This window comes from Halomonas sp. AOP13-D3-9 (assembly GCF_052379125.1).
Lineage (GTDB): Bacteria > Pseudomonadota > Gammaproteobacteria > Pseudomonadales > Halomonadaceae > Vreelandella.
In genome coordinates this window covers 45,317-57,909 of record NZ_JBQSYH010000014.1, presented here as the reverse complement: position 1 = coordinate 57,909, position 12,593 = coordinate 45,317, and the positions used below count along the sequence as shown (strand labels likewise).

General features: G+C 51.6%; 12 protein-coding genes. 6 read left to right on the top strand and 6 right to left on the bottom strand.

Going from position 1 to position 12,593, the window contains the following annotated elements; genetic code table 11:
- Window positions 1-87 precede the first annotated feature (87 nt).
- From epsC to ssuD, 5 genes are all read right to left on the bottom strand, one after another.
- The gene (epsC, locus tag ACT3UM_RS15990) at window positions 88-1,011 is read right to left on the bottom strand and encodes a serine O-acetyltransferase EpsC (protein WP_498900410.1); all 924 of its coding nucleotides are present in this window, start codon (window positions 1,009-1,011) and stop codon (window positions 88-90) included.
- A gap of 45 nt (window positions 1,012-1,056) precedes the next feature.
- Complete coding sequence (locus tag ACT3UM_RS15985) at window positions 1,057-2,304, bottom strand: acyl-CoA dehydrogenase family protein (protein ID WP_498900408.1); 1,248 nt, start codon at window positions 2,302-2,304, stop codon at window positions 1,057-1,059.
- Between the two features lie 118 nt (window positions 2,305-2,422).
- Window positions 2,423-3,376: a sulfonate ABC transporter substrate-binding protein gene (locus ACT3UM_RS15980; protein ID WP_498900406.1), complete on the bottom strand. Its 954-nt coding sequence runs from the start codon at window positions 3,374-3,376 to the stop codon at window positions 2,423-2,425.
- Between the two features lie 18 nt (window positions 3,377-3,394).
- Window positions 3,395-3,970: an NADPH-dependent FMN reductase gene (ssuE, locus tag ACT3UM_RS15975; RefSeq protein ID WP_498900404.1), complete on the bottom strand. Its 576-nt coding sequence runs from the start codon at window positions 3,968-3,970 to the stop codon at window positions 3,395-3,397.
- 53 nt (window positions 3,971-4,023) lie between these two features.
- Window positions 4,024-5,160 carry an FMNH2-dependent alkanesulfonate monooxygenase gene (gene ssuD, locus ACT3UM_RS15970; RefSeq protein WP_498900402.1) on the bottom strand — a complete coding sequence of 379 codons (1,137 nt, stop codon included), beginning with the start codon at window positions 5,158-5,160 and terminating at the stop codon, window positions 4,024-4,026.
- A 241-nt stretch (window positions 5,161-5,401) separates the two neighbouring features.
- Here ssuD and ACT3UM_RS15965 point away from each other — a divergent pair, with 241 nt between their 5' ends.
- The 6 genes from ACT3UM_RS15965 to ACT3UM_RS15940 all read left to right on the top strand — a co-directional run bounded on the left by ACT3UM_RS15965 (window position 5,402) and on the right by ACT3UM_RS15940 (window position 11,287).
- Complete coding sequence (locus tag ACT3UM_RS15965) at window positions 5,402-6,343, top strand: hypothetical protein (protein ID WP_498900400.1); 942 nt, start codon at window positions 5,402-5,404, stop codon at window positions 6,341-6,343.
- 302 nt (window positions 6,344-6,645) lie between these two features.
- Window positions 6,646-7,512 (top strand): MetQ/NlpA family ABC transporter substrate-binding protein, encoded by an 867-nt coding sequence (locus ACT3UM_RS15960; protein ID WP_498900398.1) that lies wholly within the window; start codon window positions 6,646-6,648, stop codon window positions 7,510-7,512.
- Window positions 7,509-8,642 (top strand): methionine ABC transporter ATP-binding protein, encoded by a 1,134-nt coding sequence (locus tag ACT3UM_RS15955; protein WP_498900396.1) that lies wholly within the window; start codon window positions 7,509-7,511, stop codon window positions 8,640-8,642. The genes ACT3UM_RS15960 and ACT3UM_RS15955 overlap by 4 nt, the downstream gene beginning before the upstream one ends.
- Entirely contained in the window at window positions 8,620-9,276 is a 657-nt protein-coding gene (locus ACT3UM_RS15950) for a methionine ABC transporter permease (protein ID WP_498900394.1), read from the top strand. Before ACT3UM_RS15955 ends, ACT3UM_RS15950 begins: the two co-directional genes overlap by 23 nt.
- 127 nt (window positions 9,277-9,403) lie before the next feature.
- Complete coding sequence (locus ACT3UM_RS15945; RefSeq protein ID WP_498900392.1) at window positions 9,404-10,456, top strand: isopenicillin N synthase family dioxygenase; 1,053 nt, start codon at window positions 9,404-9,406, stop codon at window positions 10,454-10,456.
- Window positions 10,457-10,465: 9 nt separating this feature from the next.
- The gene (locus ACT3UM_RS15940) at window positions 10,466-11,287 is read left to right on the top strand and encodes a MetQ/NlpA family ABC transporter substrate-binding protein (protein ID WP_498900390.1); all 822 of its coding nucleotides are present in this window, start codon (window positions 10,466-10,468) and stop codon (window positions 11,285-11,287) included.
- Window positions 11,288-11,343: 56 nt separating this feature from the next.
- On the opposite strand, the gene ACT3UM_RS15935 is transcribed toward ACT3UM_RS15940, so the two are convergent.
- Entirely contained in the window at window positions 11,344-12,522 is a 1,179-nt protein-coding gene (locus ACT3UM_RS15935; RefSeq protein WP_498900388.1) for a YeeE/YedE family protein, read from the bottom strand.
- Between the last annotated feature and the right edge of the window lie 71 nt (window positions 12,523-12,593).

Here is a 12,593-nt window from a genome sequence, read left to right as displayed (position 1 = left end):
AGCGATGTTTAATACGAGCCTGGGTAAGTCATAATAAGGAGTGTTATCGTTTAGCCTAGCAATGATGGAATTATGAATTTAGGTATTCTATGTATCCACCGACTGCCGCAGTACCGCCTGAGTAATCCTGCTACCTGGAGGTACATCGCGGGTTAGCCAAACGTTGCCGCCAATTACAGCGCCGCGACCAATGGTGATACGGCCAAGAATGGTGGCACCGGCATAGATCACCACGTCGTCTTCCACAATGGGGTGGCGTGGCTCGCCTTTGGTGAGTGCACCCTGATCGTCCTCATCGAATCTTACCGCTCCTAGCGTCACCGCCTGATAAAGGCGTACCCGCTCACCAATGACCGCCGTTTCACCGACCACAACCCCCGTGCCGTGGTCGATAAAGAAATGGCTGCCAATCGTTGCGCCAGGATGAATATCAATACCGGTCACCGAGTGGGCTTTTTCGGCAATGATCCTTGCGATGATTCTCAGCCCTTCCACATAGAACACATTTGCGATGCGATGATGAATAATGGCTAATAGCCCTGGGTAGCAAAGCAAAATTTCGTCTACCGAGGACGCTGCCGGGTCGCCGCGATAGGCAGCTATCACGTCCTGATCTAATTGCCGACGTAGTGCAGGCAGCATGGTGGCAAAACGACGGACAAATTCATTCGCTTTACGATCTTGAGCCTGAGGTTCCAGGCGCGGCTGCTGGCAACTCAGTTCTAAACGCACCTGGGTCACCAGAATATTCAACGCGTGACCAAGCTGATGCCCCACATAAAAATCCTCACTCTCCTTTTTGAGATCAGAGGGGCCCAAGCGCATAGGAAATAAGATGCCGCACAGGGCATCAATCACCTCATGTATATGGCGGTGAGCAGGAAGCTCACGGGTGCCCAGGTCGGTTTCCCTGCCTTGGCGCTCGCGCCACTCGTGTCTTACCTGCCGTAACTCTGTCACCACACTGTCTAATGGCCATGGAGATGGCTCATTGTGGTTTTTTTCACTCATCTCAGCGTGGGCCTCTTTTTTTCAAGCGTTGATAGTTTGCCCTGACTACGAATAAGACGTTGGCACAGGATACTGATCCAGCAGTGCCCACCGGCCTAGATCGCGTATTTTATAATCCACCGGATCATGGAGTGTATGGGTGCGTACATTGCGCCAAAAACGATCCAGCCCCAAAGGCCGCGCAGTCGCCCTCGCACCTGCAATATCAAACAACCGGCTGCTAGCATCCAACGCCGCTTGGTGCGCCACGACTTTCGCCTCTGCAATGGCAATTGCAGCCTCACCCCGGTTTTCGGCACTAATAGCGGTACGTTTCACAAAGTGGCACTGGGCTATATCGCCTGCTATATCGGCCAATACTTGAGCACTACGCAGCTTTACCCACAACTCACCAAAGTGGCGCTGAAGGTAAGGGTCATCTTGCGCTTGAGCTGCTTCAGAGGCTAACCAGGGTCGCCCCTGCTCAAGCGTAAAGCGCTTTGCTTCCTCAAAGGCTCCTTCGGCAATGCCTACGTATAGATTGACTAACACTAACTGGGCTAAACAGGCGCGAAACTGAGCCGACGGGGACCACGCAAAACCAGGCGGTAGCAGCACTTCGCTCTCTAGCACCTCCACCTGCTCAAAACTCACGGTACCGCTATCGGTTTGCCGTTGGCCGATAGCGTCCCAGTCATCATGCACGGTAATGCCAGGACGATGAGTGGGGATCGCCGCAATCACCAGGCTTTGGGTCGGCTCATGCCACGCCGAGACGGTTAAATAGTCTGACCCTCTTGCCCCTGAGCAGAATCCCTTCTTGCCTTGCAGGATAAAGCCACCATTACCGCGCTCGGTAGCGACGGTGCGCTTATCCAGCGGGTTAAGGGTATTGCCCCAGAAAAGATGTTCTTGAGCGGTAGCAGTTAAAAGTCGCTGCTGCTGATGTTGATTGCCATAAAGTAATACCGACCCCACTTGCAGGTGGTGGAAAGCGAACACATGGGCAAGCGCTGAATCCACCCTGGCTAAGCGTCTGACCACGTGATAAACAAGTGACCATGGCTGCCCCTGACCGCCATATTCAGTGGGTACAGCCAATGTCAGCAAACCGCTTTCACGAATCAGCTCGCGCTCAAAAGAGGCATGCCCACCCAGGCGATCACGCTCAACGGCACTTTCGGCTAGGCGCGCTGCCAACTGATCAGCAATGGCCAGCCAATGCTGCTGATCATTGCTCGACAGAACGTCTCGCGAGGCATCCACCGCTCTCAATCGTTCAGACTGATCTGGGTAGGCATTTGCAATGCTCATGCGGCCACTCTCCTCAATGCATTAATGCAAAAACCAGAAAAAAGAACCATCAAACGGTAAAACGCAGGCCCAGGCACATTGAGGCTCAATTACGTTTAGCGGGTAAGGATACGGTGTATTATTCATCGCTAGGCCGCCATACCACAGAAGGGATATCCAGCTCGCGTGGAATCAGCTCCAGTTCAAAGAAGGTATCGGCAATATCCTGTTGCTGGGCAATAACTTCATCAGAAAGATATTGAGCACCGTAGCTTGCGCGATTCGCCGCCACATACACCACATCCGGATCAAGGCCGATGGAGGGGGCTAGCAGCTCAGCCACTTCACGAAGGTTATCAGTTGCCCAGCTATCCAGCTCCTGTAGCTCTTGTACGATCTCTTCAACAACATGCGGGTACTGCTCCGCCAATGGCCCCGCCGCAATATAAAACTCATGGTTACTAACTAAATCGGTACCGTCGGTCAGAATGCGTGCCCCCAGTGCATCTTCGGCAGCAGCCAAGTAGGGTTCCCAAATAACCCAGGCATCGACGCTGCCTCGCTCAAATGCTGCGCGCGCATCCGAAGGGGGTAAAAAGGCGGTGCGAATATCGTGGATCGATAGCCCGGCATCCTGTAGCGCACGTACCAACAGGTAATGGACATTAGAACCACGGTTTAGCGCAACGCGCTTGCCTTCCAGCTCGGCAACGCTTTGGATGGGCGAATCTTCTTGCACAAGAATCGCTTCTGCTTGAGGCGCTGGGGGCTGGTGGGCCACATAAACAAGATCCGCCCCGGCAGCTTGGGCAAATACCGGTGGTGTTTCACCTACCGTGCCAAAATCAATGCTGCCTACATTAAGGGCTTCCAGCATTTGCGGGCCAGCAGGAAACTCCGTCCAGGTGACATTAATATTGCGATCAGCAAATCGCTCTTCCAGTGCCTGACGCTCTTTGAGCAGTACCAGCGTGCCGTATTTCTGGTATCCAATACGCAGCGTTTCAGGGTCGTCTGCCGCTAACAACGGGTGCGGCAACAAAGCCAACACTCCCGTTAGTACAGCGGAAGATAAGGCTGTTCGTTTAATCATAGTTAATCCCACTGAAAATTAAGCGTAGGCAACAGAGCGCTGGTAGGCACTCGCTGATGCGGAACTCTGACTGGGGAGCGTTTCAATCAGCTCTTCAATAGAGCGACTGATGCGAGCACTTGCCTCTTCCCCCACTTGGTAGCGCTTTTCGCCATCAAGGGTGAGCTGTTTTGCGTTGACGTAGACACCGCCCAATACATTGCTGGCCCCTAACGCAGACAACACCGGCTTTAACGCGTAATCAATCACCAGTAGATGGCTGTCAGAGCCACCATTGGCAAGCGGCAGTACCACTTTGCCTTTCAGCCCACGCTCAGGTATTAAATCCAGCAGCAGTTTAAGCGCCCCTGAAAAGGAGGCCTGGTAAACAGGCGTTGCCAACACCACCGCATCTGCCTTGGCAATCGCCTCCCGGTAGCGAACAATTTGAGGTGCGGTAAAATCGGCAAAAAACACTTCATTACCGTCAAATTCATTAACGTTGAATACCTCTGTTTCGATTCCCTGTTCCTGTAGCTCCTTATTGATAAAGTCGATTAACGCTGAGGTACGTGACAAGCTTCCAGGGCTTCCTGCAATTAATACAACGCTCATAACAAACTCCTTAAGCACAAAATAGTTAAGATATCAGGGGTAGAAAAAGTGATTTACGAGGCTGAGGCTTGACGGGGTTGCGTCGCACGCGCGTCAAACGCGCCTCCGGTAAATACGCCCTCTTCTGTCACCGCCTGTTTGCCAGGCAGCAAAGGAAAAACGAGCTCAGCGAAGCGGATTGCCTCTTCAAGATGCGGATAACCCGAGAGTACAAACGTATCTACGCCTAAATCCGCGTACTCCTGCAAACGCTTCGCCACTGTTTCTGGGTCTCCCACCAGCGCCGTTCCAGCTCCGCCTCTGACCAGCCCGACACCCGCCCAAAGATCAGGGCTAATCTCAAGCTGGTCGCGACGTCCGCCATGCAGTTCCGCCATACGCCGCTGCCCCACAGAGTCCATGCGCGAAAAATTCTCCTGGGCTTTTTGAATGGTTTCGTCATCCAGGTTGGCAATCAGCTTGTCTGCTGCCTGCCAAGCCTCTTCGCGGGTTTCTCTGACAATCACATGGAGGCGCACGCCAACTTCCACTTCGCGCCCGTACTTGGCCGCTACTGCCCGCACATCAGCAATCTTTTCAGCAACAGCGGCAGGTGGCTCACCCCAGGTGAGGTAGGCATCAACGTGCTTGGCAGCTAATTGATGAGCCGCGGGGGAAGAGCCGCCAAAGTAAAGCGGCGGATAAGGCTTCTGGACAGGATCAAAGAAATTCTTGGCGCCCTCGATCTGAAAGTGCTTGCCCTGATGATCAACACTTTCACCTTTCAACAGCTGCTTCCAAACCGTTAGAAACTCATCGGCCACTTCGTAGCGTTCGTCATGGGTCAAATGAACCCCTTCGGCCGCCAGTTCAGCGGCATCGCCGCCCGGCACAACATTGAGCAACAGCCTGCCTTTGAGCGCCTGATCCAGCGTTGCCGCCTGGCGAGCGGATGCAGTGGGGCCTGAAATAGAGGTGCGCAACGCTACCAATAACTTAATCCGCTGAGTGACGGGTACTAAACTTGCAGCCACCACCCACGGATCTAGGCAACTGGAGCCGGTAGGAATGAGCAAACCGTCATAACCATGGTGTTCAGCGGCAACCGCTATTTGCTGTAAATAAGCGTTGCTGGGTGGCCGTCCACTACCTTTACCCAAATAACGCGTATCGCCAGATGTAGGCAGGAACCAGAAAATATCTAAACTCATCGCGTCTTTATCCTGTAATTAAACCTGTAAACAGGCTGCAAAGGGCATTAAGCACTGATTACAGACAGCATAAAGAAATGGATAAAACCCAAACAAATCACTTTATGAGATATCTATTTCAGCATGAGACAAGCAAGTCTAATGCTATAAAACTGATGACTACTTCTGTTTAAATTATTTAGCCTATCAACCCACTCAAGTTATATGTTTTCTACTTATATCTACCCGGATGAATAACGAGATGCCAAGCCTGCAACCCCCATTCTCCTCGTTACCTAATGCGCGATGTTGTGAATCACACACGCACTCAAACCCTAGCAATATGATCCAGTTGCGACACTGGGCAAGTACCACTCCTCTTTCGACGGCATTATGGCAGCCTGACCATGGTCAATGGCGACGCTGGCGATGGATCGACCTATTAAGAGAAGCGGAAAACCTCGCCGCCAATATGCGAAATCATAGCCTAGCGACCAACGCTCGTATCGGATTTTGTGGTGCGCTCAACGCCGACTTACTATTTGCGATGTTGGCGGCTTCTATTAGCCATTGCCGGCCGGTGCTGATTGACAGCGAACTACTAAACGACCCAGCCAACTTCTTAGCGTTTTGTCATCAGCACCAGCTTTTATATGTCGTTACTACGCGCCCCGTTTCTCCTTTCAACACACCTCCGCCGAGCACCACCAGTTACTGCTTTTTGTCTCGAGAAACCACTTCCACAGGATTCCAGCAGCTTCCGCTCGCTCTCGTCAGCCCCTCTCTATGCCAAAAATCATCAGGCCGATTAGCACTCCGCTTCCTTTCGCCAAGTGGCTGCTGGGCCGAAGAAGGTACCGAGAGTCCTGCTGCCGTTGACCATATTTTGAGTTCTTGGCTTACATCCAGCGAAGCACTCGTACTACCTGAAAACAGGCATACGGCGTTTAAAGATCGCCAGGCCGCCTTGATAACGACTATCATTGGCTCTCCCAGCCTGCGTCAACACATCCATAATCAGACCCAGCAATACTTCGCTTCGCTTGCGCCTAAACAGCAAGCGCTCTACCGTTGGACTTATCAACAAAATGCACCATCCCTCACTAACGCCGCCAAGGAAATGATCAGTCGCTTAATGGGCTGGAACCACTTACAGCATTTGGAAAGACAATTTCATCACCCTGCTAATGAAGAATACAAATAATAAGCATAAAAAAATCGCCTAATTGGCATCAACCATTCAGGCGATTAAAAGGCATACTCCACTGGGACACTGCATTTTCAACCTTACTCTACCGCTAGAGCCTTTCAAAATCTTTATTGCGTATATCTATTTTAAAAACCAACTTAAAATCTTATCAACCTACTCAGTCACAGCAAGATCCGCCACACGTATCGCTACAAATGATTTAATAATCATGATTTAGAAAGTTATCATAACTATTTTTACACTTAGGCATAGTGATTTATGGTCTGCCATTACTGACCACTTTTGAGTAAACCACTATGCGAATACACTCTCTCACTACCCCCCTCTCTTTTGCCCGCACCAAAAAATATTTGTTGGCAAGTCTGCTACTCCCCTTAGCCGCTGCCTCACAGGTACACGCTGACGATGTCAGGATTGGCGTTGTATCAAATGGACTGATTGTCGATTCAGTCTATGTCGCCGCAGATTTGGCTAAAGAACAAGGCATCAATGTTGAGGTCACTGAGTTTAGCGACTGGGTGCTACCTAATACCGCCGTACTTAATAAAGACATTGATATCAACTACTTTCAGCATGAGCCTTTTCTGACCAATGCCGAGGAAGAGCGTGGCTTTGATTTAACCCCGCTCGCCTATGGGGTTGAGGGCTTAATGGGTATTTACTCAAAGGAGTTTGATAAACCAGAAGATATCCCTGCGGGCAGTACCATTGCAGTAGCCGATGACCCTGTCAACCAAGGGCGGGGGTTAATGCTGCTAGAGCAAGCTGGGTTAATCACCTTGCCAGAAGGCATCGGCTACCATGCCAGCCTGTACGATATTGAAGACAACCCGTTGGATCTCTCTTTTGTAGAGCTACCGGGGCCACAGCTACCCCGCGCGTTTGAAGATGTCGCCGCTATTCTTAGCTACCCTCACTACATCAAATCGTCAGGTGTAACAGACCCCGCTGACGCCTTACTGTTTCACCGTGACGACACCCACTCTTTCGCGCTTCGCTTCGTGGTTCACCCCGACAATGAAGATAACACCGCTATTCGACAGTTTATCTCTATCTATCACCAGGCACCTGAAGTAAAAACCTCCTTGGAAGAAGCCTTCGGTGATAGCTCGCTGTATCAATTGGCATGGGAAGACTTTCCTCCCCTGGAGCTGAGTGAATGAATATTGCCGTAGCCCCCTACCGCAAGGCGGCCCCGTCAGGGGCTGCCGAGAAACAAACTACGCCCCCCAACGCACCGCTGCACCTGAAGCTGGAAGCTGTCGGCAAAACCTATGTATCTGGTCAGCGGCGAGTAGAGGCGCTTAAAGATATAAATTTGGATATCTACCAAGGAGAGATCTTCGGCATTATCGGGAGGAGTGGTGCGGGTAAATCGAGCCTGATACGCACGCTCAATCGCCTTGAAGATGTCACTACTGGAAAAGTGTTGATTAATGGCGTCGATATCCAGTCCCTCGATACAAATGGCCTAGTCAAGCTACGCCGTCGTATTGGGATGATTTTTCAGCACTTTAATCTGCTCTCTTCAGCAACCGTACTTGAAAATTTAGCGCTTCCGCTTAAAGCGGCCGGCATTCGTGATAAGAATCGCATACAACAACGGGCACAAGAACTTTTACGCTTGGTGGGCTTAGAAGGTAAAGAGCACGTTTACCCCTCCCGCTTATCCGGCGGACAAAAACAGCGTGTGGGCATTGCGCGTGCGCTGATGCTGGAGCCAGAAATTCTGTTATGCGACGAAGCCACCTCAGCACTCGATCCTGAAACGACGCAATCCATCTTAAGCCTGATCAAAGAGATCAACAAATCCCTCAAACTCACCGTTGTGCTGATTACACATGAGATGTCCGTCATCAGTCAGATCTGTGATCGCGTAGCGGTACTTGAAGATGGTGCGCTGGCTGAATTGGGGCCTGTTTGGCGAGTGTTTGGGCGACCTGAACACGAAGCTACCCAGGCGTTACTGGCGCCATTGAAACCCAAAGTAGCTGACGACATTTCACAGACAATCGTGGCGACACCGGCGGATGGTACGTCACGGGCGATTGTGAAGTTCTTCTTCGATGGAACCGCGGCCACCTACCTCCCCTTGGGCATTTTGAGCCAGCGCTTAGGCGGGGATCTCAGGCTACTGCAGAGTGGTATTGGTCGGCTTCAAGGCCATCCACAAGGCGAGCTGCTTGTCAGCCTACCCTACCAGCAAGACGAGCTAGCCCAACGCCTCGAAACTATTAATGACCTTGTCTCAACCGTGGAGGTACTCGGCTATGCTGTCCCAGCGCATGCTTGATGCACTTTGGCAAGCCTTTCTCGATACGCTTTATATGGTAGGTGTATCAGCGGCGATTGTCTGGTTTGTGGGTATCCCGCTAGCAATCATTTTGGTGACCACCGCCCGGGGGCAAATTTTTGAAGCGCCACTGGTTAATCGGGTGCTAGGCAGTATCGTCAACGGCTTCCGCGCCACACCCTTTATTATTTTGCTGGTGGCGTTGATCCCACTTACCCGCTTGATTACTGGGACAACCATTGGCGTTTGGGCTGCCGTTGTGCCTATTACTGTGAGCGCGACGCCCTTCTTTGCGCGCATCGCCGAGGTGAGTTTGCGAGAAGTCAGCTCAGGGGTGATTGAGGCTGCCCAGGCGATGGGTTGCCAAAAGCGCCATATCATTTTCAACGTTCTTCTGCTTGAAGCCTTACCAGGGATCATCGGCGGCTTCACCATCACACTTGTGGCCATGATCTCTGCCTCTGCCATGGCAGGTGCCATTGGTGCAGGCGGATTAGGCGACCTAGCGATTCGTTACGGTTATCAGCGTTACGACACCACCGTGATGCTTGCCGTTATTGCCATTCTTATTGCCATTGTTGCCATCATCCAGTATGCCGGTGACCGCTATGTTTACCGTTTAAAGAATAGGTAGGCCAATACTTCTTACTCTTAATTAAGCTAGGCACCCAACCCATTTAGGAAATGGTATTGGGTAAAGAGCATGGCTTCACCATGGCGCTGGAGCAGGATCTCCAGCGTATTACTTACGAGGAAACATAATGACAAACAAACGTCGCGGTGTAACTCCCAACACCTCCAGGAAACAGCCTGCGCTTCCAATTCTGGATTTGCGTGATTTCACTTGTATGGATCGACGCCAGGACTTTCTAGCCAATTTGCGTCATGCGGCCCGCGATGTTGGCTTTTTCTACCTTGTTGGCCATGGCGTTGATAACGCAATCACGCAGCAAATATGGCAGGTATCCAGGCGCTTCTTCGCGCTACCACAAGCAGAAAAAAATGCCATCAGCATGGCCAACTCGCCGCACTTTCGAGGCTATACCCAACTAGGCCATGAATTGACCCGGGGGGTGCCTGACCGCCGAGAGCAAATTGATATAGGTGCTGAGTTACCCGCTCTTGAGCTTTCATCCGATGCCCCTGCATGGCTACGATTGCAGGGTCCTAATCAATGGCCCTCCCGGTTGCCCGAGTTACGCGAGGTAACGCTTGAGTGGTCTGCAACGCTACGCAGTGTGGCCATACAATTGCTGCGCGCATTTTCGGTCGCCCTTGAACAGCCTGAAGAAGCGCTGGATGGGCTTATCGATAAAGCCCCAGCGCAACTTCTTAAGCTTATTCGCTACCCCGGAAGCCACCAGGTACATGAGCGCCAGGGCGTAGGCCCTCATAAAGATGCAGGCATTCTCACTCTGTTGTTACAAGACGAGCATCCAGGGTTGCAGGTGAAGCGAAATGACGAGTGGCTCGATGTACCACCGATGCCAGGTGCCTTGGTCGTTAATATCGGTGAGATTCTGGAACTCGCCACCAATGGCTACTTGTGCGCCACGCTACATAGAGTGCTGGTACCCGATGCTGGTGTCACGCGCTACTCCATTGGCTATTTTCTGTCCCCCAGCCTGGAAGGCAGTGTGCCGCTTTTACCGCTACCCGAGCACTTGGCCAAAGATGCACTAGGCCCGGAAAGCGACCCCGACAACCCGCTCTTTCGTGACATCGGCTCTAACGCTCTAAAGGGCCGATTACGCTCGCACCCTGATGTTGCTGAACGCTTTTATCCTGAACTCTCATCTCATTCTGTTTCTTAAGGAACTCGTATGAATAATCAATACCATCATTATATTACCCATTCTGTGGGCAGCCTGGTTATGGGGGCACTCTCGATGACCCTCCAAGCGAACGAACGGGCAGAAACACTGACTATCATGGCCTCTTCATTGCCTCACGCAGACATCCTCGAATTCGCCGACGATCAACTGCTCGACAACCTCTCTCTTGAGATTATCGAGATTACCGGCCAGATGAATCCAAACGGCTTTCTCGCCGGGGGAGATATCGACGCCAATTTCTTTCAGCACGTACCTTACCTAGAAACAGACAGTACTAATTTTTCACAGCCACTGACGGTGATTGCTACCGTACATATCGAACCGTTAGGTATTTACTCAAGCCGTTATGATACGTTGGAAGCGTTGCCCAAGAGCGCACGTATCGCCGTACCGGATAACCCTACCAACTTGAGTCGTGCCCTCTTTTTATTAGAAGATGCCGAATTACTTTCATTGACACCAGGCGTTAGCCGAGCAGAGCTAACGCAAGCAACGGAACTGGATATTGCCGAAAACCCATATGAACTTGAGATAGTGCCCATCGATGCGCCACTATTAATGCGTGCATTAGCAGATGTTGACGCGGCGATCGTCAACGGCAATTGGGTGTTAGAAGCAGGTTATACGCCAGATAAAGATGCGCTGGTATTGGAGACAGCTCTCGACAATCCCTACGCCAATATACTGGTAACTCGTCAAGACATTGCCCACGATGAGCGCCTTGTATCACTTGCTAACGCATTGGAGTCAGAGCAGGTGGCAGATTTTATTCGCGAGCATTATGACGGTGCTGTACTTCCTGTTCACTAAGAAGTGAACGCGGTATGTGGCTCATCCTGTTGGTATCAGAATGAGCCACGCCACCATTATTTGCGGTACTGAACACGCCATCCCAGGTAAAGCCCCGCCATACAAAAGACGGCAAAGACCCAGCCTGACAGCGCTGACGCCATAATGCCGGAGAGTAACGTACCGACCGTACAGCCTAGTGCGACCATTGCTCCCCACCCCATCAGTACACCACCTGCAAATGTCCGCGTGAGCTCTTTAAAAGAGGGCTTTTTGAAGGCCACATCGCCAGCTGAAAGTGCCGAGGCAAACGCACCTAAGATCACACCGATAACAAATAAGCCGTTATTACTCCAGAGCGTTTCCTTAATAACAGTGGCGCACCCCCTGAAGGTATCCAAGCCTTCAAGCCGAGCCGGTAGCCAGCCAAAAGCATCTGCCCCTGTTCGCGCTAAGCTGCCAATTTCCGCCGTAACACCAAAGGGCCCTACTCTAAGGTAAGCCAGTGCGGCTAAAGCACCGATGAGAAGTCCGCCTGTCCAGGTTGGCCAACGCTTACGCCACCACATGGTTGTATTCGATGCAGGCATTATTTGATGGCGCCACGCCAATACCAACGCCACGGAAGCCAGCACGACCAGCTGTAACCACAATGCCCCTTCATAACCTAAATAGTGAGGCAGCCAAATAACCGGCGCGCTTTGTATGGCTTGAAGATAAAGCGTATTCCAACTGGCAAAGCCAAGCGCAAACCCTACGATGACCCCCAGCAAACCAATAGGCGCGGTCGCCATGCCTTCACCTAACCGATAAAACAAAGCACTGACGCAGGAGCGAGCTAATGACATGCCGATGCCAAAGATAAATGCCCCCACCACCAACACCCAGCTAATAGGGCCAATATGTGCCCCTGGGGGTAAACGATCAGCACGAGGCACTGGCATAAACGCACCAAAGATAAAATGGTAACCCACCAAGCCGACCGCCAACGCAGCCACAATGCCTAGCAGCCCAGCCGCATCACGCCGTTCAAAAAAATCTCTTGATACGCAATAAAAGCAAAACCGTGAACGCTGTAGTAACACCCCAAACGACACCCCAAGCCATAGTGACATTTCAAGATGCCCGCTATCGCTAGGCGCTATTACCCATTTGGCAAAGAGAACGACGCCTGCGATCACCAGCAAGGGCAATAGCCACTGTTGAGCAGCTGGAAAATGGATCCTACTCGCCTCATCGCGTATAAAATTCGACATAAAGTGCCTATTTATCAAGCGTACCTGTCAATGAAACATAGTTATCAATAAAAAAGGCAGCGCGAATGCAC